The sequence below is a fragment of the Nocardia sp. NPDC059195 genome (genome assembly GCF_042754695.1).
Taxonomy (GTDB): domain Bacteria; phylum Actinomycetota; class Actinomycetes; order Mycobacteriales; family Mycobacteriaceae; genus Nocardia.
In genome coordinates this window covers 353036-374114 of the sequence record NZ_JBHZBG010000002.1, presented here as the reverse complement: position 1 = coordinate 374114, position 21079 = coordinate 353036, and the positions used below count along the sequence as shown (strand labels likewise).

At 65.1% G+C, this 21079-nt stretch carries 10 protein-coding genes and 1 pseudogene; 6 read left to right on the top strand and 5 right to left on the bottom strand.

The window, feature by feature from the left end; genetic code table 11:
* The first annotated feature begins 20 nt into the window (after nucleotides 1-20).
* The 5 genes from ACFXKN_RS04280 (at nucleotide 21) to ACFXKN_RS04260 (ending at nucleotide 7208) form a co-directional block, all read left to right on the top strand.
* Nucleotides 21-392, top strand: coding sequence for a VOC family protein (locus ACFXKN_RS04280; RefSeq protein ID WP_379432353.1), 372 nt, complete (start codon nucleotides 21-23; stop codon nucleotides 390-392).
* A gap of 37 nt (nucleotides 393-429) precedes the next feature.
* On the top strand, nucleotides 430-1110 hold the full coding sequence (locus ACFXKN_RS04275; protein WP_379432352.1) for an SGNH/GDSL hydrolase family protein: 681 nt from the start codon (nucleotides 430-432) through the stop codon (nucleotides 1108-1110).
* Between the two features lie 52 nt (nucleotides 1111-1162).
* Nucleotides 1163-2740, top strand: a complete 1578-nt coding sequence (locus ACFXKN_RS04270; RefSeq protein ID WP_379432351.1) for an AMP-binding protein — start codon at nucleotides 1163-1165, stop codon at nucleotides 2738-2740.
* A 52-nt stretch (nucleotides 2741-2792) separates the two neighbouring features.
* Nucleotides 2793-5876, top strand: coding sequence for an amino acid adenylation domain-containing protein (locus tag ACFXKN_RS04265; protein ID WP_379432350.1), 3084 nt, complete (start codon nucleotides 2793-2795; stop codon nucleotides 5874-5876).
* 87 nt (nucleotides 5877-5963) lie between these two features.
* Nucleotides 5964-7208, top strand: a complete 1245-nt coding sequence (locus ACFXKN_RS04260; protein ID WP_379432349.1) for a cytochrome P450 — start codon at nucleotides 5964-5966, stop codon at nucleotides 7206-7208.
* Nucleotides 7209-7797: 589 nt separating this feature from the next.
* On the opposite strand, the gene ACFXKN_RS04255 is transcribed toward ACFXKN_RS04260, so the two are convergent.
* The 4 genes and pseudogenes from ACFXKN_RS04255 to ACFXKN_RS04240 form a co-directional block, all read right to left on the bottom strand.
* Nucleotides 7798-9225, bottom strand: a complete 1428-nt coding sequence (locus ACFXKN_RS04255; RefSeq protein ID WP_379432348.1) for an MFS transporter — start codon at nucleotides 9223-9225, stop codon at nucleotides 7798-7800.
* A gap of 911 nt (nucleotides 9226-10136) precedes the next feature.
* Nucleotides 10137-11243: pseudogene (locus ACFXKN_RS04250) on the bottom strand (IS3 family transposase); the annotation flags it as partial.
* A 59-nt stretch (nucleotides 11244-11302) separates the two neighbouring features.
* Entirely contained in the window at nucleotides 11303-11716 is a 414-nt protein-coding gene (locus ACFXKN_RS04245; RefSeq protein WP_379432347.1) for a pyridoxamine 5'-phosphate oxidase family protein, read from the bottom strand.
* A 356-nt stretch (nucleotides 11717-12072) separates the two neighbouring features.
* Nucleotides 12073-13602, bottom strand: coding sequence for an MFS transporter (locus ACFXKN_RS04240; RefSeq protein ID WP_379432346.1), 1530 nt, complete (start codon nucleotides 13600-13602; stop codon nucleotides 12073-12075).
* 127 nt (nucleotides 13603-13729) lie between these two features.
* Here ACFXKN_RS04240 and ACFXKN_RS04235 point away from each other — a divergent pair, with 127 nt between their 5' ends.
* Nucleotides 13730-14728 carry an AraC family transcriptional regulator gene (locus ACFXKN_RS04235; protein ID WP_379432345.1) on the top strand — a complete coding sequence of 333 codons (999 nt, stop codon included), beginning with the start codon at nucleotides 13730-13732 and terminating at the stop codon, nucleotides 14726-14728.
* Here ACFXKN_RS04235 and ACFXKN_RS04230 read toward each other — a convergent pair.
* Nucleotides 14680-21072, bottom strand: coding sequence for a type I polyketide synthase (locus ACFXKN_RS04230; RefSeq protein ID WP_379432344.1), 6393 nt, complete (start codon nucleotides 21070-21072; stop codon nucleotides 14680-14682). The two genes, ACFXKN_RS04235 and ACFXKN_RS04230, sit on opposite strands and share 49 nt — an antisense overlap.
* Nucleotides 21073-21079: the final 7 nt, after the last annotated feature.

Sequence of the window (21079 nt, the reverse complement as noted above, 5' to 3'; positions counted from 1 at the left end):
CTGGACGAGAGGGGCAGACAATGGCGGTGGCTAGATTGGCGGCAATTGCGCTTGACAGTGACGACACCGTGAGGCTCGGCTACTTCTACCGCGATCTGCTCGACCTCGCGGTGGTTTACGAATCGGAAGAATTGGTAGTATTACGCGCAGACGGTGTAATGATCACGGTCGAGCGTGTGGCGAATCATCGGCCGCCCGACTGGCCAGCGGATTCTATTCCGAAACAGCTGCATCTCGATTTGTTCGTCGACGACTTGAACGAGGCGGAAGCCGCCGCTCTGGCTATCGGTGCCCGGAAACCCGATACGCAGCCGGCGCCGGACAAATGGCGCGTACTGCTCGATCCCGCGGGCCATCCCTTCTGCATCACCCTCCCACCGGCCGGACGATGATGCCGACCGCCATCCGACAGGCAGGAGTTCCGAGGACATGACGGTCACCGAAGCCACCGACGAGCACGTTCTCTCCGCGGAGGCCGCCCGGGCGCTGCTCGCCGGAGCACCCTGGAAACGAATGGTCACCCTTGGAGACAGTGTCGCCGAAGGTATCCGGGAACCGGTCACCGGATACCAGGACCTGTCGTGGGCTGACCGGATCGAGCGAACCCTGCGCGAGATCCATCCCGACCTCACCGCACTGAATCTGGGCCAGCGGGATCTGATCACCGCGGAGGTGCGGGAAACTCAGCTCTCCGATGCGCTCGCATTCAAACCCGACCTGTCCTTTGTCATCTGCGGCGGGAACGACTTCCTGCGTCCAGGTTTCGACCTGGACGTGGTGCGGCGCGACCTGATGGCGATCGTTTCGGCGCTGCGTAACCAGGGATCCGACGTCGTGACCTTCGGGATGTTCGATATAGCCGAAGCCGGGCTGGTGCCGAAGAAATACGCGAAATCGGTCAGCGCCGCCACCCGGGCGCTCGCGCAGCTCACCAAGGAAATCGCGGAAGAATGCGGCGCCGTCTATGTGCATTTTACCGATCATCCGCTCGGTTCCGATCTGAGTATCTACAGCAGCGACCGTCTGCATCTCAATGCGCGAGGGCATGCCTTCGCGGCCAGCGAGAAAGTAAAGGCCCTGGCCCGGCATCTAGACGAGAAACAGAACTGAATGTCGAGCGCGCGTCGATCACCGCGCGGCGAGAAATAAAGAGGGGGACCTGATGAGCGTAGGCGAGCGCTGGTGGGTGGCTGTTGGCGGAAGTGTCGCCGCAGCATTGGACGCATTGTGGGAAAATCCCGGAAAAATCGTTTTCCATTACCGTGGCGCGCGAATTTCTGGCCTGGAGCACATTCGCTCCGTGACAGGCCTGTATAACGCGCTGAAAAAGGCGGGAGCGGGGCCCGGCTCCGTGATCGCGGTGCTCACGGCGCCGAATAGCCCCGACATGGTCGCGGTGCGGCACGCGGCGTTCCTGCTAGGTGCGGCCGTTTGCTATCTGCGTTCGACCAATCCGGGATCGAACGCGGTCATGCAGTCGGTCGCCGACCAGACCGCAATTCTGCGCGAGACGGGCGCAGCCGTGCTGTACGCCGACCGCGAGAGTGTGACGCGCGGAACCGAACTCGCGTGGCACACCCGGATTCCGGTGGTCGGCGTCGACATCCCAGACGCGATCGCGCCAGGCCCGGCGGACCGGCCCGACTCCGGTGCTCCCGCGCCAGGAGCTCCGGAGGACCTCGCGATCATCTGGTTCACCAGCGGCAGCACCGGCCGCCCCAAGGGCATCAGGAAGTCCCGCTGGTCTTGGGACGCGTGGGTCGACAGCACCATCGGCCTCGGGCCCGAGGCCCAGAATGTCGTCTCTCTCGTCAGTACCTCGCTGGAACAGATGGCCGGTCCAATGGCTGACGGAACCCTGATCGTCGGCGGGACTCTCGTGCTGATGGAGGACTTCGACACCACACAGTGGGCGCGGGCCGTCGCCGAACATCAGGTGACGCGCGGTTTCATCGCCACTACCCACCTCTATCGGCTGCTCGACTATCTGCGCGGCTTGGGCTATGAGGACGCCGCCGCGGCGGGCTGGACGAGTCTGCGCCGATTGGTCTACTCCGGAAGCGCGGCCGCCCCCGCACGCATCGTCGAGGCGCTGCGCGTGATCGGACCGATCCTGTCCCAGGCCTACGGCACCTCCGAAGGCGGACCGGCCACGCTGCTCACCCCCGACGAGCAGAGAGATCCGCGCCTTGTGGGAACCGTCGGGCGACCTCTGCCAGGTGTCGAACTCAACATACGCGATCCAGAGACCGGCGAAACCTTGCCCGCCGAACGGATGGGGGAGGTCTGGACCAGCTCCCGGCACAACATGGACGGCTATCTGGACGTGGACCTCACAGCTGCGGTGTTGCGCGACGGCTGGTGCCGTACCGGCGATGTCGGATATCTCGATGCACAGGGCTACCTACATCTGCTGGATCGAGTGGCGGACGTCGTCAAGATCGACGGCGCGAAAATCTTCCCCACGGTCGTGGAACGGGAGATACTCACCGACCCGGGGATCGCGGAGGCGGTCGTGTACGGCGTCCGCGCTGCGGATGGTACTGACCACCTGCACGCGGCGATTGCCCCCGTAGCGGGCGTCACCGTGGACACCGACGATATCCGTTCCCGCGTCGGTGAGAAATTCTCGCCCGCCCATGCGCCGGAGCACGTGTTGATCGTGGATCGGATTCCCCTGAACGCTGGCGGTAAGCCTGACAAAACACGACTACGTGCACAAAGCACGCACTCAGACTGACCTCCGCCTGTCCCTCGCCTTGCCCGCGCCGCGCACGACCATAGGATCGACCATGACACTTTCGGCCCTGACGGTTTCTTCCGCGCAACGGGGGATTCTGCGCCATGTGCTGAGCCGGGCGTCCGAGCCGGGCCCGGACCCCTACCGCGTCAGCTTCACCTTCGACCTCGCCGGAGCGCTCGATGTCACGGCGATGCGGACGGCGGTGGACGCGTTACTGCGACGGCGGCCCGAATTGCTATGCGGATTTCGCATTTCCGACGCGGGGGTCGCGGAACAGGTTGTCGGACAGGATGTTCCGATCCCTTGGCGCTTCGTCGATCTCCGGGAACTGGACCCCGGCGCGCGGGTGGCCGTCTACGCCGAGCTGGTGGCGGAGGCAGAGGGGGTCGAGTTCGACGTGGCCGTCCCGCCGTTACTGCGGGTGCTGCTCGTCCGGTTGGGCGACGAGGACAGCCGACTGATCCTGACACATCATCACATCCTGGTGGACGGCTGGTCATATTCTTCGCTGATCGACGAGTTGTTCGCCCTGTACCGGCGGGCTGAATTACCCGAGGCCGTGCCCTTCGGTGACCACACCGAGGCCTTGGCTGGACAGGACACCGCCGTATCCGAGGCTGCCTGGGCGCGCGCCCTCGACGGCCTCGACAGGCACACGCTGCTCGCATCCGGCGCCGCTGGCGTCAGCGAACGTGCCTCAGAACGACTGGCATGCACGATGTCCGAAGCGGTCACGGCCCGGCTGCGCCGATACCTGGACGATCGTGGGCTGACGCTCGACAGTGCGGTGCAGGCCGCGTGGGGGGTGGTGCTAACCCATCTCACCGGGCAGCGGGAGGTCGTGTTCGGATCGACTGTGGCCGCTGCTCCGCCGGTATCCGCCGAGAATGAGAGCGCGTCGCTCAACATCTTGCCGATCCGGATCGCGCTGCGCTATCAGGAGTCGCTGGACGGGTTGCTCGCGCGGGTGCGGGAGCAGGCTGAGACGTTGCGGCCACACCAGAACCTCTGTCTCGCCGAGGTGTTCGAGGCGGCTGGCACTGGCGTGCTCTTCGACACCCTCGCGGTCGTGGAACGGTGGCCCATTCGGCCCGATCCAGCGTGGCACGCGCCCGACGGGACGCGGGTGGTCGGTGTGGCCGGCCGCGACGCCAATCACTATCCGGTAAGTGTCACCGTCATACCCGAACACTCAATGGAACTGCGGCTCGACTATCAGCCGGACCTCTTCGATCGAGCGTGGGGCGAACGTGTCCTGCGGCAGGTGGCCGAGGTGCTCACCGCCGTGGCGGATCGGCCCGAGCTGCTGGTGGGCCGGCTCGATCTGCTCGATCCCGGTGAGTGGCGGCGCCTGCTGGTGGACCGGAACGCGACCGAATCGGACACCGAGCCGATCACGCTGTCGGCGTTGTTCCGCCGGACCGTCCAGGCACACTCCGGCGCGGTCGTGATTGAGGACAGTGACAGCAGTCTCACCTACGCCGACCTGGACCGCCGGACCAACCGGCTCGCGCGGCTGCTGATCGCACGGGGTGCCGGTCCTGAAACCGTTGTTGCCCTGTTGTTGCCGCGCTCCATCGAAATTGTGATCGCAGAGATCGCGGTAGCCAAGACCGGGGGCGCCTACTTGCCCATCGACCCGGCGTACCCTCCGAACCGCATCCGGTTCATCCTCGCCGACGCCCAGCCCGCGCTGCTCATCGCCACCGGTGATCAGGACTATGGTGAGGCGGCGGTTGAGACGATAAGTCTGGACGACACTGCGACGCAGCGAGAGTTGAATGCTCTCTCGGACAAAGAGATCGCCGACGGTGAGTTGACGGGCCGCCCGTCGGTTCACAACCCGGCCTACATCATTTACACCTCCGGCTCCACTGGCCAGCCCAAGGGCGTCGTGGTGTCGCACAACGGGTTGTCCGCGCTCGCGCGGGAGGAGGTCGAGCGGTTCGCGGTCGACCGGAACAGTCGGGTGCTGCAATTCTCCTCGCCGAGCTTCGACGCGGCGGTGCTCGAACTGCTTATGGCGATCGGCGCCGGGGCCCGTTTGATTACGCCGCCGCAGCATCCACTGGTGGGCGACGCTCTCGTGGAAGTGGTTCGGACGCAAGGTGTCACGCATGCGTTGATACCGCCGGCCGCACTGACGACTGTGGACGCCGAGGACCTGCCAGACCTTCGGACGTTGGTGGTCGGGGGCGACAGGTGCCCGGCGGCGCTGGCGGAGCTGTGGTCGCGGGGACGGTGCATGATCAACGCCTATGGGCCGACCGAGGTGACCGTGGCGGCGACGATGAGCCGCCCGGTCTCGGGCGCGGCGCCGCCGCCCATCGGGACGCCCGTGCGCGGCAGCAGGGTGTATGTCCTGGGGCCGGATCTGCGTCCGGTTTCCGACGGCGCCGTGGGCGAGGTATACGTCGCGGGCGGCGGACTGGCCCGCGGTTACCTCCACCGATCCGCCTTAACCGCGAGCAGATTCGTCGCGAACCCGTTCGAGGGGCTGGGCGGGCGCCTGTACCGCACCGGCGATCTCGCGCGGTGGAGCGCGGACGGTCAGCTGGTGTTCCTCGGCCGGGTAGACGAGCAAGTGAAGGTCCGCGGCCATCGCGTCGAACTCGGGGAGATCGAGGCGGCGCTCGCCGCTCACCCGTTTGTCGAACATGCAGCGGTGGTGGCCGCCGACGGTGTGCACCCGACCGAGACCTACCTCGTTGCGTACGCGGTCACGGCCGACCGCACCCGCGCCGACGCCGCCGAGCTGCGGGAGTATCTGCGAGCGTCACTGCCCGATTATATGATTCCGGCGGCCTGCGTCGTGCTCGACGAACTGCCCACGACCGCCCACGGCAAACTCGATCGGCGGGCGCTGGCCGCCCGCGAACTCACTCCGGACACCGCCAACGGAACCGGGGACGAGGTGCGGTCGCCAGCAGAGACCCTGCTCAGCGAGCTGTTCGCCGACGTGCTCGGGCTGTCAAGCGTCCCGGTCGACGGCGACTTCTTCCAGCTGGGCGGTGACAGCATCCTGTCGACGAAACTGATCGGCCGGGCTCGGCAGGCGGGACTGCGCATAGCGCCCCGCGACCTCATCGACAAACGGACGGTCGCCGCCCTCGCTGCGGGGGCCGACGCCTAAGCCACTGAAAGTAAATGTGCCAGGGGCGAATTTGCTCGCGGATGCGCGAAGGGGACTCCTGGTCTCGAGGAACGAGGGGTACCGCATATGCATGCTCGCGAGATCGTCGCAGCCGACGCTGTGGCGGATCTGGATTTGGCGAGTCCCGCTCTGCACGCGGAGTACGACTTGTCGGCGGTGTGGGAACGGCTACGAGCTGACGAACCTACCCACTGGCACCAGGCCCGTGACGGTCGGCCGGGCTTCTGGGTCCTCACCCGGTATCGCGATGTTCAGGAGATCTTCCGGGACGCGAAACGGTTCAGCTCTGAGCGCGGGAATGTCCTGGACACTCTGCTCGACGGCGGGGATACCGCGGCCGGGCGCATGCTCGCGGTGACCGACGGCCGTCGTCACGCCGATCTGCGACGGGTGCTGATGAAGGCGTTCTCGCCGCGGGCGCTCGAGGCTGTGACGACCGGGGTGCGGCGGGGGTCCCGTCAGCTGCTCGAGAACGCGGTGCGGCGGGGCGACTGCGATTTCGCCCGCGACGTCGCCGCCAACATCCCACTGACCGCGATCTGCGAACTGCTCGGCGTTCCCGAGCAGGACCGGGCAGACATCCTCGAGTGGACGTCGTCCGCGCTGAGCTCGGACCGATCGACGGCCACCCCGGACGACGGCTGGGTGGCGAAGAACGAAATACTGCTCTACTTCGCCGATCTGGCGCGCGAGCGTCGCGACACTCCGATGAACGACATCCTCAGCGTGCTCGCGTCGGCGACCGTCGAGGGCGAGCCTCTGAGCTACGAGGAGATCATCTTCAACTGCTACAGCCTGATCCTCGGCGGTGACGAGACTACCCGGCTGGCCATCATCGGCGGCGTCCAGGCGCTGGCCGAGCATCCCGCTCAATGGCGATCCCTCAAGGATGGCTCGGTGTCGGTGGAGTCGGCGGTCGAAGAAGTCCTTCGCTGGACGACGCCCGCCCTACATGCCGGGCGCACCGCCACCGAGGACGTCGAACTGCACGGCCGCCCGATCGAGGCAGGACAGCTGGTCACCATCTGGATGGTCTCCGCGAACCAAGACAGAGACGAGTTCGCCCGTCCTGCGGTTTTCGATCTGAACCGAACTCCTAACCGGCACTTGACCTTCGCCTACGGAGCCCACTTCTGCCTGGGGGCCTATCTGGCCCGGGTGGAGATCGGCTCGGTCCTCGCCGGGCTGCGCGACATGGCGGAGAGTATCGAACTCACTGGTGCGCCCAGGCGCATCTACTCGAATTTTCTGAGCGGCACGAGTAGCCTGCCGGTGTCGCTGCGGCTGGCCGCCACCAGCCGGACAGTGTGAGTGAACGGATCAGAAGTCCTCGCCAGCGTACGGGCAGAGCCTCCGGTAGCGCAGCAGCTCCTCGGTCGCGGCGAGGAGCGAATCTGGATGCGCCGTCGGGAATTCGAGCGCTCGACCAGGAGATAGGTGCGGTTGGCGATCTGGTGGGCCGTTGTGTCGTGCCCGGCGACCAGCGTGCCCATCAGTAGTCGGTGGGGTGCGCACGGCGCCAGTCCGCCATCTCAGTCAGGTAGTCCGCAATTCCGCGTGCGCCGCCGGAGAAGTTACGGGCCGGTGCCGATCCTCGGGCGGCAACGGCCGCCACGAGATCGGCTGGGGGCAGGACTTCTCGATGTTGCCGAGCTCTTCGTCGACGATTTCCCGCCGGCGGGGGAGAAGGTGCTGCACCTGGTTGGCGGCGAAGGCCTCGGAAACCAGCCGGGTGCGCTCCAGCGGGTCAATGTTAAGGATCGCGACGAGGTCGGCAACGGTTGCGGCCTACGCGCGCCACAACCTCACGTCCCAGCGTGGCTGCCCGGCTGAAGCGCTGATGGGCGAGACCTGTCTGACGTCGCTCGGCCGCAACTCGAAACCGGGCATAGCCGGTTGCTCAGGTGCCGGTCTGCGCGGGCGCCGATTCGGCCGACCGCGATTTCCGCGCGGCAGCCGCGGACCGGGGCCTGAGCAGCAGCGCGGTGAACACCGCGCTGAGCAAGGTGACCAGGCCGGCAGCCACGAAGGCGGTCCGCAGACCGGTTTCGAGCGTCGCTCCGTGGTCCTGCCGGATGCGCACGGCGGCGCCCAGCACCGCCACGCCCAGGACTGCGCCGATCTGGCGGGTGGTGTTGCTGATGCCGGAGGCTAGCCCGCCCTCGTGCGGAGTGACCGAGGCGATTGCCGCACCCGTCAGCGGGGACATAGTGAGGCCGAAGCCGATTCCGATGATCAGCAGGCGCCACCACATGTCGGTGTAGGGGGTGTCATGGTGTACCGTGCCCCAAGCAAGCAGCCCGGCCCCGGCCAGCGCCAGCCCCACGGTGACTACGATCCTGAAGCCGAATCTCGCCGCGATTCGCGCCGCGAACGGGCTCACGATCACCATCGCGATCGTGCACGGCAAGTTTTGGATGCCGGCCCGCAGCACAGAGGTACCCTGCACGAACACGAAGAACTGGGAGAAGAAGAAGCCGGATCCCATCAGGCCGAAACCGACGACCACCATCGCGGCGTTCGACACTGAGAACAGCCGGTGCATGAACAGGCGCAGCGGCACCATCGGCGCCTCGCTGCGCGCCTCGGCGGCGAGGAAGCCGCCGAGCAGGACGGCGGCGGCGGCGAAGCTGCCGAGGATTATCGGCGACGCCCAGCCGAGGTCGGCGCCCTCTATCAGCCCGAACGTCAGTGCGCCGACGCCGAAAACCGACAGCACCTGTCCTGGAATATCGAAGGGCGTCACCGACGGATTGTGCGATTCGGTCAGAATGCGCTTACCCACCAGCAGCAACACCACCCCGATCGGGACATTGACCAGGAAGATGGCGCGCCAATCGGAGAGATCGACGAGGACGCCGCCGATCACGGGACCGGCCGCGAGCCCGATCCCGCTGAATCCGGCCCACAGGCCGATCGCCCGGATGCGTTCCTGCATAACGGGGTAGGCCGAGGCCAGTAGCGCCAGGGAAGCGGGGCTCAGCATCGCGCCGCCGATGCCCTGCAACGCGCGACCGACGATCAGCCATTCCAGCGACGGAGCGAGCGCGCATAGCATCGATGACGCGGTGAAAATGCCGACGCCCAGCAGAAATACGCGTTTGCGCCCGAATCGGTCCGCGAGTACGCCACCGGTCAACAGCAGCATCGCGGCCAGCATGACGTAGGCGTTCACAATCCACTGCAGACCGGTCAGTGTCGTGTGTAATTTCTGCTGAATATCGGGTAGCGCCGCGCCCACGATGGTGCCATCGAGCAGCGCCATGAATTGACCTACGCAGGTCACCGTGAGCAAAGCGATCCGATCCGACCGAACTGTGCAGGTCATGCCGATCACCCCCCTCGGAATCAGGTTCCGACGGTACCATTACGACCGGCAGCCGTCACTCGGCGGCGCGACGTCTGTGGACTGTGCGACTGCGATGCGCGGTGCCGAGGATTCTTGTGGCGGAAGAGGATTGGAAAGGAGAGCCAATCGCCGACCAGTCGACATTCGCTTCCGGGGAAACCTTCCAAACGCTTATCCGAATGCGACTCATCCTGCCGTTCGAACCATTCCTACGGCGTCGCTGACAGGCACGTCTCGCTGCAGCGAATTTGCTTCATCGTACCGCGCCGCGAGCCTGTGCCAAGGGCAGGAACATTGAGCGTTCCGTCGGACCGCAAGGGGGCTGACCAGCAGCCGCTCGATCGCGGCGCGGATCTGGTCGCGTTGATCGCTGGTCATTGTGTCTCCGATTCGGCGGGTTGATGCAGGTGCCGTCGTGAGTGTCGGTGAGATTGATCAATGATGCGGCGCGATGGCGGAGCCGTTCGGCGGTCGTCTGTGGGATGATCGGCGAATCTGCTCGGGCGCAAGTATGTTCAGCGTCGCTGCGGAGTCTCGATGCCGAGGTGTTGGTACGGGCGATGTTCGGGTAGTTGGTTTGGCGTCGGTCCAAACTCGGTGCTGCGGCCCAGCCGCCGGGTATTCTGCTATCGGTCGACGGTTGGGATCTCATCGGGATCAGGAGAAGCTACGGTTTCAACGCGCGTGGGGTTGGATGAACTCCGGTGATCTTGAGGAATGCCAAGACGGTCGAGCAGGTTTTACACTCAGGCGGAGGCAGGTACCTCTGTGGATCGACAAGTCGATCATGCTGGTGAGCAGCCCCCGATGACGAGACCATCCAAGAACTTGAGTCTTGGCGATTTCAGTCCGTGTTCGGTGGTCCCGCAGGCCACCAAATGGTGGGTGCAGGTGCAGGCCGCGGCGTACTCGGCTGGCGTCCGATAGCCCAGCGCCGAATGTCGGTGCCGCCGGTGGTGATCGGCTTTGAAATCGCCGATCACCACCCTGGTCTCGAGCAGTGTGTTCCAGTGATTGCGGTTCAAGCGCGCTGTCCGCAATCTGCGGTTGAACGATTCGATGTGCCCATTGTTCCAGGACGTGCCCGGCGGAATATAGGAGATCCCGACCCGGTCGGCGCAAAACTGTTGCAGGGCAAGGGAAATAATCTCTGGCCCGATGGTCATCCGCAGCACCCGTGGTGGGCCGTCGGCCGTAGTGAACACCTTCTCCAACTCGGCCACCAAGCGCCCGACTGTGATCGATCGTTCCACGATATGCAGCAACGACTCACGCGTGTGTTCGTCGATCATCGACGCGATCTTCACCGACCGCCCATCGACGGTGGAGTCGAACTGGAAGTCCAACGCCCACACCCCCTTCGGGGCGGCGGCCTCGATCGTCGGCGCCGATGGAGCCCCGGCTCGCTTGCTCGGTTGGTGCCCGCGGACCTGCAGTCCTTCTTCCCTCTAGAGGCGGTGAACCTTCTTGATGTTCACCTCGGTGCCTTCGTCGAACCGCAGCCGCGCCCAGGCACGCCGGAACCCGTGGCCCTGGTTCTTGACCGCGTATGAGCGCAGCCAGGCCCGCAGCGCGGCGTCCGGGTCCGGGTCCGCCGGAGTCTGGGCGGTGGGAAGCCGACGATATGTCGACCGGTTGAGCCCAACAACCTTGCGCGCGAACCGTCCGACATGGCCAGGACCAATTTGGGCATGTCCACGACACGGCGGCCGGCCGCTGGGCTCACCATTTTCCCTTGGCGATCTCCCGCAGCGCGTCCTTCTCGAGTTCAGCGTCGGCGAGCAGCCGCTTGAGCCGGGCGTCCTGTTCCCGCAGTTCCTTGAGTTCCATGGCGGCGGCGGTGTCGATGCCGGCGTCTGGCGGCGCCAGTTATAGAGCGTCGCCGGTGATATCCCGATCTCGGCGGCGATCTGCCGATTATATTTGAAATCGGCGCCACGAACTAAATCTCGAAGAACAGGCTTCCGCGTTCGCCGCAGCCTCACCGCGAAACGCACGAAGTGGCGAATGAACTTGTCGATCCGCTGACGACCAGCAGCTCGCCCAGTTATTCGAGTTACTCGTCGTAGGTCAGAGACCGCACCTCATCTTTGTGGATAGTGATAATGACATAGCCGTCGGTGGGGTTCGACTTCAGAAACCCGTCACCGCCGTTCTCGCCGAGGTACCGCTGCGCGATCCGTCGCGCCGTCACGTCATCCGCCGACGCTCTCGACGTATGGCCTTCGACTGTCACATATGCGTACGGCATTGCTTCTTGCTGCACTGTGAATGAAGCCCGCCCGGCCCTCTCGATGAGCTTAGCCTTCAATGAATCCGGATGCGTCCAAATTATGACATTTCCCGACTCGTCGACGTCATACCAGATCGGTACCGCGAGCGGCGGCTTCGAATTCCGTTCAACAGCTAAGACGCCTACATGAAGGTCGCGAAGGAAGGCGTCGGCGGCCGCAGGAGTCATGGGGGACATAAATTATTTCCTTGTCGGATTAGGGCAATAGGTGAGGTGCAGCATTGCTGCACCTCCCTATGCAATGAATATTTCGTGGCTAGCTATTGCCGCAGCACCATGGATATTGCGCTTTCGTCTCGCCGAGCATCATTCCCTTTAAGGCGGATCTACACCGCTACAGAAACTGGGCCGAGCGGACTCGCTGCACGCTCCGGGGACGAGGACTTACGCAAACAGTCATCATCACCTGGGAGCAACGTGCTCACGCTAGCGGGTACACCTCTTGGTCGAACACCGCGGCAACCAGATCATTGATGGTTGAGCCGACTGCCGAGGTGTACGTGCGGCTCTTCGACTGGCAGGTTCCAGACAACTCAGACATTCGGCCTATCCCGCAGCACCAGAAACGCGACTGCAGCGAGGATCGCCACAACAAGCGCACCGATCAAGCTCACCACAGTCAACGATAGCGCGAACGCCTCACGGCCCGCTGCTAAAACCTCAGCCGCCACATCACCGGAGAGATCGCTCGCCGACGCCAACGCGCCAGCGAGAGTGTCCCCGGATTGCGCGGCCGCGTCTTCACCCAGTTCCCCGGGCAAGGATCCGTGGATACTGGTGCGGTACACAGCGGTTCCAACGCTTCCGAGTAATGCGACACCCAGTGATATACCGAGTTCGGTGCTGGTCTCCGACAACGATGCCGCCGACCCTGCCTTTTCGGGGGGCACAGAGCCGACCACGAGGTCTGTGCCGAGTGCGGTCATCGGGCCCGCACCGAAGAACACCAGCGCGATTCCGGTCGCCACCAGAGCGAGCCCGGAATCGGCACCCGCCGCGGCCATCAACAGATACCCGACCACGGCGACCGACAGACCACCCGCCAGCACACGTCCGGATCCGAATCTGCGCGTCAACGGCGGTGCTATCAGCGAGCCGATCACGCTCGCGATCGCCGTCGGAACCAGCCACACTCCGGCAACGATCGGAGTCAGACCTGACACCATCTGCAGGTATTGCGTCGCGAAGAGGTAGAGGCCGCCGCCTGCCGCCGTGCACAGCAGGATGATGAGGAGTGCGGCCGTGAAGGCTCGATCACGGAACAACGTGACATCGACCAGTGGGTCGTCGAGCTGTCGCTGACGTCGTACGAACAAGACAGCGAAGATCGTGCCCGCAGCGATGACGAGCGCGGGTTCGGCACCGAATCCGTGCTCGGCCATCGTCTTGAGGCCGTAAATCGTCGGAAGTATCGCGGCGAGCGACAATACGACGCTGAACAGATCCAGTCGGCCGGGGTCGTCCTGTCGGTATTCCGGCAGCAGTAGCGGAGCCAGGATCAGAAGAAGCACCATCACCGGCACCGCGAGGAGGAATACTGAGCCCCACCAGAAGCTCTCCAGCAGAACGCCGCCCAGAATCGGGCCGATTCCCATACCGGACATGAAGCATGCGATCCAGATCGAGATGGCAGTAGTTCGTTGGTGTGCGTTCTTGAACATGTTGCTGATCAGGGCAAGAGTCGATGGTGCCAGTGTCGCCCCCGCGATACCCAGCAACGCTCGCGCCAGGATCAAGGTCATCGGGTCGGATGCGTACGCCGCGACGATCGAGGCCACGGCGAACGCGAATCCACCGACCATCAGCAGACGCCGACGACCTATTCGGTCGCCGAGTGTTCCCATGGTCACCAGGAAACCCGCGATCATGAACCCGTAGATATCCATGATCCACAGGAGCTCGGAGCTCGTGGGCCCCAAATCCGCTCCCAGGTGCGGTGACGCGAGGTAGAGGACGCTCATGTCGAGCGCCAACACCAGCGTCGGCAAGGCCAGCAGGGCGAGTCCCGCCCACTCCTTGCGGCCGGCGCGCACGCCGGGATCAGTCGTCGCTTCGGTACTCACCACGTACTTCCCCTCGATTCGAATCCAGCTTGTGAACAGTCAATCCGCCTCGCCCGGGCAAGGCGATGTCGGAGGCACCGAGATGCATGTCCGATCATCCGACCGTGCTTGTCGCTACGATCGCCAGGTGGATGCGCTGGCAGAACTCCTGTACGGAACGCGCGCACGCGGCGCTGCGTTCGGTCGGTCGATACTGGAACCTCCGTGGTCGCTGCGATTCGTCGGCGGTGCGCCTCTCACTCTGACGACGATGCTGTCGGGCGACGCGTGGATCGTGCCGGATTCCGGAGACCCCGTGCACGTCTATCCGGGTGACGTCGCGATCGTGACCGGATCCTCGCCGCACACTGTCGCGGATTCGAAGACCACCGCGCCGGCCATCGAGGTCCGAGGTTCCGACCAATGCGTCACCTCCGACGGCATCGACGTCAGTGACGCCATACGGCTCGATCTCAGAACGTGCGGCGAGCGCTACGAAGGCTCCGCGGTGCTTATCACCGGGATGTATCAGGTGAGCGGCGAGATCATCAATCGGCTGCTCAGCGCACTGCCTCCTGTACTCGTCGTCCCTGCGGAAGGGCGGGCGAGCCCCATCCTCGACCTGCTGGGCGAGGAGGTCGAGCGTGTCGGCCCAGGGCATCAGGTGGTGATCGATCGGATGCTCGATCTGCTGCTGGTGCACACCGTCCGACGATGGTTCGAACGACCGGAGGCGGAAGCACCCGGCTGGTATCGGGCTCTCGGCGACCCGGTCGTGGGTGCAGCACTGCGGCTGTTGCACGACGCGCCCGCACAGCCCTGGACCGTCGGCTCTCTCGCAGGCAAGGTCGGGATGTCCAGATCCAGCCTGAGCACGAGGTTCGCCGCGCTGGTGGGGGAGCCGCCCATGACCTATCTCGCCAAGTTGCGAGTCACGCTGGCGGGCGATCTGCTCAGCGCCACCGATGCCACGGTCGGATCGGTGGCCCATCAGGTCGGATACGCCGATGCCTTCGCTCTCAGCACCGCGTTCAAGCGAATCCGCGGCATTCGTCCCACCGACGTGCGCGCGGCGGCGTGCAAGCAGTCCGAGGACTATCACGGCACCGGCGGGAAGAAGCCGGCACCGACGAAGAACGCGACGTAGCGATCGATCAATTCATCGTCGACAGGCGGAAAGTCGGTACCCAGGTCGGCCAGTTCCGCATGTGTGTGCGAGGGGTCGACCGGCAGATAGGTACTGTCGCCGTAGGTCTCGAACGACTCGAACGTGTCCAACAGCGGTAGGACCGCATTGTCACGATCGGATTCGACCCTGTCGATCCACTCCGCCCATCCCACGTCCTCGATGTGATAGCCGGCCGCCCGCAAGCGAACGATGATGTCCGCATACGTGATCGTGGCAGTGCCGGACACGTTGAACGTCCGTCCGCGTGTCGTCTTCCCCAAGGACAATCCGACGATGGTTGCCGACACGTGATCGACCGGAACCGGCCTGAACGTCCCGGCCAGCTCCTTCGGTGCTGCTCCCGCCTGAATCAGACCCTTGACGCTGAGCCACACGAAGTCGCGGGTCTGGCATGCGCCTCCGACGCTGTCGCCGGACACGACGTCGACTCGATAGACGTCGACGGGTAGGCCCCGATCCCGAGCGATGTCGATGATGCCTTCCGCCACCCACTTGCTCTGACGGTATCCCGTGTGCATCTTCTCGGGTGGCCCGATCGGATCGTCCTCCCGGAGCGGTACACCGGCAGAAACGGTTTCGGTGTACACCCCGGTGGAGGACACGTAGTGCACCGGCACGGTCCGGAACCGCGACGCGAGCCGGAGAATCTCCTCGGTGCCCGTCACATTGGCCGACTTGAGTTTCCCGTAAGGGTGCAGCCAGTTCACCACAGCACCGGCGTGATACACGATATCGACGTTGCGTGCCAGCCAGGACCAGGACTCGGAATCCAGCCCGAGTTCGGGTTCCGCGAGATCACCGAGGACGATGTGGACACGCGAGTGGTCGATGCCGTCCTCGATCCCGAACCAGCGGAGATGGTCACCGAGCCGTTCGGTCGCGGCCGCGACATCGGCTCCCCGGACGAGGCAGTGAACGGTGGCGGACGTGGTGCGCAACAGATCTCGGAGCAGGAATGCACCGACGAAACCGGTGGCACCTGTCAATAGGACTTCCTGTGGCCGAGCAGTCCGACGAACGACCTCGTCCGCCGGCACGATGTCCTCGGCCAAACGGACTTCGGCAGCGAAGTCGACCGAATCAGGTTCCACCGCAGAGTTCGTGAGGTTCTGCAGCAGGTGCGCCGCCAAGGCCGACGCGGTCGGATGATCGAACACCGCACTGCCCGGAAGGCGAAGACCGGTCGCCGTGTTCAGTTCGTTCCGCAGTTCCACAGCTGTGAGCGAATCGAAACCCAGCTCGGTGAACTCGGAGTCCACGTGGATGTCGGTGAGGTCGCGATGTCCGAGAACCGACGCCACTCTGCCGATCACCAAGTCCTGCAGCACACCGATCCATTGCTCTCGAGGCAGGCGACCGAGTCGATCGGCAACGGACTCGGCCTCGTCCGGCGTGGCGAACGCCACCGGCCGGGTGGATTTCCTGGCCAAGGTTCGGAGCACTGGGAGAATTCTGGTCTCCTGCGTTCGCATCACCTCGAGATCCAACGGCGTCGCGACCGCTCCCGACCGGCGGAGGCCGACAGCGGTATCGAGGATCTCGATACCGACACGCTCAGACACCTGACCGAATCCGTCCCGTGCGATCCGGGCGATGTCGGAGTCCGTGAGAGCATCGGTGATCCCGCTCCGTTGTTCCCACAGGCCCCAGGCCACGGACGTGGCGGCTCGACCTTCCCGGCGCCTCTGCTCGGCCAGCGCATCGAGAAAGACGTTCGCCGCCGCGTAGTTGGACTGACCCGGCCCACCGAAAATACCTGCGACCGAGGAGAACAGCACGAAGGCGGACAGGTCCGACTCGCGCGTCGATCGATGGAGGTTCCACGCGACGTCGGCCTTGGCGTGTAGTACTCGGTCGACGTCCTCGGCGGTGAGCGTCGTCAGCAGCCCGTCACTGATCGTTCCCGCTGCGTGAACGACACCGGTGAGCGGATGCTCGGACGGAATGCCCGCGAGCACTTTGGCCAAGGCTTCCGGATCCGCCGCGTCGCACGCGACAGCGGTCACTTTCGCACCCAGCGCGACGAGGTCGTCTTCCAGACGCGGAAACTCCGGCGCTCGACTTCCACTTCTGCTGAGCAACAACAGATGTGCGACTCCGTGTCGCGCTGCCAGATGCCTCGCCACGAGCCCGCCCAGTACACCGGTGCCACCGGTGATCAGTACGGTGCCCTCCGGCGACCAGGCCGGTGGGGCCTCGATGTCGTCGGGCTCCGACAATCGCACGACCTGAGGAATACCGAACGTGCCGTTTCGCAACCGGACCTGCGGCTCGGAGGACTCCAGGACTCCTGCCAGCACCGCTCCGAGATTCGACGAGTCGTCGATGTCGACCAGAACGAACCTGCCGGGATTCTCGGCCTGCGCGGACCGCAGCAGGCCCCAAACCGGTGCTGCGGCAAGGTCTGTCAACGGCCCGTCGTCGACGACCGCGCCGCGGGTCAGGATCACCAACGGTACAGCAGCAAGTGATTCCTGCGCCAACCAGTCACGTGCGAGGGACAGAGCTTGGTGGACCAGCCGATGAACTGTGTCGACCACGTCCGGCGACCCGGCACCGGACACCTGCACGACGACCGCATCGATCGCGGCTCCGTCGGCGAGGCTTCGGGCGAGAGCTTCTGGGCCGTCGAACCGGACGGTATCCAGCACTGCCGTAGTGGGCTCCAGCCCCGTGAACGAGCCCCAGCGAAGGTTTTCGGTAGTGGACACCGAAACCGGTAGCCAGTCGACACCGAAGAGCGCGTCCTGCGGGCGTGCCTGCACGCCGTCGAGTCGCCCGGACGTCAGTGGCGCAGTCCGTACCCGCGCGTCGAACACTGGTCGCCCCGCCGCATCGCCGATGAGCACTGTCACCGTGCCGTCGGGATCTCGGTGCGCTGCCACCCGCACGACCTTGGCACCCACCGCGTGGAGTCGCGCCGACTCCCACTGCTCTGCCACCTGGTCCAGGCCACCACCTCCTGCGACAGCCGCGAGCGCCGCGGCCGCGTCGAGAAGCACGGGGTGAAGTCCGTAGCCCTCCGCCTGAACGGACTCAGGGAGCGCGACGTCGGCGTACACGGCATCGTCCGTGTGCCAGGCCGAGCGCAGTCCGTGAACTGCGAGTTCGACGTCTGCGGGCGCTGCGGGCACGTCTGGGGGCCATGTTGCGAGATCGAATCTCGGCGCCCCGGTCGTGGTTGCCACGACCCCGTTTCCATATCGCGTCCACGGGGCGTCGATACCCTGCGGCTTGCCGTGCACTCGAACGGCACGCGCGCCCGAAGGTCCGGGTTCGTCCAGCTGCACTTGCAGTTGGACGGCACCGTTTGTGGGTAGGACCAGCGGGGTGTCGGTGGTGAAGGAGACGATCTCGGTGCACCCGACCTCGTCGCCTACCCTGAACACGAGTTCCACCAACACCGACGCGGGAACGACGGGCACACCGGACACCGTGTACTCGGCGAGCCACGGCTGGTTCCGCCGCGAGAGAACCGCAGTCGCAAAGTAGGCGCCGCTCCCCGCCAGTGGGGTGAGTGCGCCGAGCACCGGGTGATCCGCCGTGTCGATCCCGAATCGCGAGGAGTCTCCCATCGGCACCGCGGTGGCGTCGAGCCAGTACCGCTGACCTTGAAACCGGTAGGTCGGAAGATCCACTCGCCGCACACCCGAACCGCGATAGTATGCGTCCCAGTCGACGGGGATTCCGCTCAGGTGCAGCCGCGCGACCGTGTCGACGATCACGTCGGCTTCCGGCTGATCGGCGCGCAGCGAAGGAAGCGTGAGGTGCTCGCGGTCGACGCTCTCACCCACGAGTGAGCTGAGTACTGCCGAAGGGCCGATCTCGACGAAAACAGACGCTTCCAGACCTGCGAGAGTTGCCAGCGCCGAACCGAAACGCACCGGCTCCCGGACATTGCGTACCCAGTAGGCCGCGTCGGTGAGCAATCCCTTGCCAGCGAGGTCACCGGTCACCGTGGAAACGACCGGAACCGCGGGCTCGTGGTAGGTCAGTCCAGCAGCGACGTTGCCGTAGTCGACGAGCATGCCGTCCATCAGCGGTGAATGCGACGCATGACTGACTGTGATCCGCTTGGTGCGCCTGCCTCGCCGCTCGAACTCGGCGGCAATCGCCAGCACGGGTTCTTCCTCACCGGACACCACGACGGCCTGTGGGCCGTTCACCACGGCGATGGAAACCGACGACAGGTCGTGGTCGCGCAAAACTTCGAGGACCTCGTCCTCGCTTGCCTGCAGAGAGACCATCGCACCGGATTCCGGCAGTGCCTGCATCAGTCGACCACGTGCGGCGATGAGCGTGGCCGCATCCGGCAAGGACAGTACGCCCGCCGCATGCGCCGCAGACACCTCTCCGCTCGAGTGCCCTGCCACCACATCGGGCTGCACACCCCAGTGCGCGAGCGTACGAACGAGCGCGGTCTGTACCGCGAACAGAGCCGGTTGCGTGTACTCGGTTCTGTCGATCGGCCCGGGTTCACCGAAGACGACTTCGCGAAGCGGTCTCTCGAGGTGTTTGTCGAGCTCGCCGGCAATCTCGTCGAAGGCGTCGGCGTAGACGGGGTAGCGCGAATAGAGCTCACGACCCATGGAGATTCGTTGCGCACCACCGCCGGTGAAGAGGTAGGCGAGTTTCCCTCCCACTTTGCGGGCGAGCGTGACGTGCCCGTCCGCGACGGCGCGGAGTCCGTCGATCACGGCGTCTCGATCCGTCCCCACGACCACGGCGCCACGGTCGAACACCGATCGCGTGGTAGCGAGCGAATACGCGATGTCCCCGAGTGACGATCCAATGTCGATGTCCCGGAGCAGTGCGCGCGCCCCGTCTCGCAGTGCGGCTTCGGTACGTGCCGACAACGTCAGCGCCGACGCCGGGCGATCCGACGACGATGCGGGAGGGGCGGTGTCGGCCTCCGTGACAGGTGGCTCCTCCAGAATCACGTGCGCGTTGGTCCCACTGACACCGAAGGCGGAAACCGCAGCCCGGCGAGTGCCGGCATCCTTCGTCCAAGGTCGCGCTGAGGTCAGGAGTTCGACGGCGCCGGAATCCCAATCGACCAACGAGGTCGGCTCGTCGACGTGGATCGTCCTCGGCAGGAGACCGTGCCGCATTGCCATCACCGTCTTGATGATCCCGCCCACTCCGGCCGCTGCGACGCTGTGGCCGATGTTGGATTTCAAGGATCCGAGGAATGCCGAGCTTCCGCCCGGACGATCACGTCCGTAGGTGGCCAACAACGCCTGTATCTCGATTGGGTCACCCAGAGGCGTGCCGGTACCGTGCCCTTCGATCAGTTGGACATCGCCGGAGGCGAGCTTCGCATCCGCCAGCGCTTGCCTGATGACTCGCTCCTGGGCCGGACCGCTCGGTGCGGTCAATCCACTCGATGCACCATCCTGATTGACCGCCGAGCCGCGGAGGATCGCGTGCACATGATGACCGTTCTCGAGTGCGTCCGAGAGCCTTTCGAGCAGCAGGACACCGACCCCTTCGGACCAGGTGGTTCCGTCGGCATCCTCCGCGTAGGACTTCGCTCTGCCATCGGGTGCCAACCCGCGTTGCCTGGAGAACTCCACCCAGCCACCGGGACTGCCCGCAACGGTGGCACCTCCGGCGATAGCCAGGTTCGTCTCGCCCCGCCGCAACGATTGCGCAGCCAGATGCGCTGCGACCAACGACGACGAGCAGGCGGTGTCCAACGTCACCGCAGGTCCCTCCAGGCCGAGGGTGTAGGAGACTCGGCCCGCTGCGACAGCGGTCAGGCTGCCGGTCATCAGGTGCCCCTCCAGCTCCGTCGGACCGTCGAGGGTGATGTAGCTCTGTCCGGCGATCCCGACGAACACTCCGGTCTTGGTCCCCTTCAGATCTGCTGGTCGAATACCGGCGCGCTCGAGGACTTCCCAGGATGTCTCGAGAATCTGGCGCTGCTGCGGGTCCATCGCGAGCGCTTCCCTGGGCGCTATCCCGAAAAAGGATGCATCGAATTGCGTTGCACTGTCTAGGAAGCCGCCCGCCTTGGTGTAGGTGAAGCCAGGCTTGTCCGGATCCGGATCGAAGATCGATTCGGTGTCCCAGCCACGGTCTGCCGGGAACTCGGTGACGGCATCACGCTCGTCGACTATCAGCTCCCACAACTCCTCGGGAGACGTGACCCCTCCTGGGTAGCGGCACGCCATTCCCACGATCGCGACAGGTTCCTCGCGACCTGACTCCAGTTCCGCGATGCGTTCACGAGCCTTGCTCAGGTCGGTCGTGACCCATCGCAGGTACTCGACGAGCTTGTCCTTCTCTGACGTAGACACAGCAATG

What these genes read in the sequence shown, in the direction of transcription:
- ACFXKN_RS04280 (WP_379432353.1), top strand. Translation starts at nt 21, where the DNA reads ATGGCGGTGGCTAGATTGGCGGCAATTGCGCTTGACAGTGACGACACC.
- ACFXKN_RS04275 (WP_379432352.1), top strand. Translation starts at nt 430, where the DNA reads ATGACGGTCACCGAAGCCACCGACGAGCACGTTCTCTCCGCGGAGGCC.
- ACFXKN_RS04260 (WP_379432349.1), top strand. Translation starts at nt 5,964, where the DNA reads ATGCATGCTCGCGAGATCGTCGCAGCCGACGCTGTGGCGGATCTGGAT.
- ACFXKN_RS04245 (WP_379432347.1), bottom strand. Translation starts at nt 11,716, where the DNA reads ATGTCCCCCATGACTCCTGCGGCCGCCGACGCCTTCCTTCGCGACCTT.
- ACFXKN_RS04265 (WP_379432350.1), top strand. Translation starts at nt 2,793, where the DNA reads ATGACACTTTCGGCCCTGACGGTTTCTTCCGCGCAACGGGGGATTCTG.
- ACFXKN_RS04270 (WP_379432351.1), top strand. Translation starts at nt 1,163, where the DNA reads ATGAGCGTAGGCGAGCGCTGGTGGGTGGCTGTTGGCGGAAGTGTCGCC.
- ACFXKN_RS04255 (WP_379432348.1), bottom strand. Translation starts at nt 9,225, where the DNA reads ATGACCTGCACAGTTCGGTCGGATCGGATCGCTTTGCTCACGGTGACC.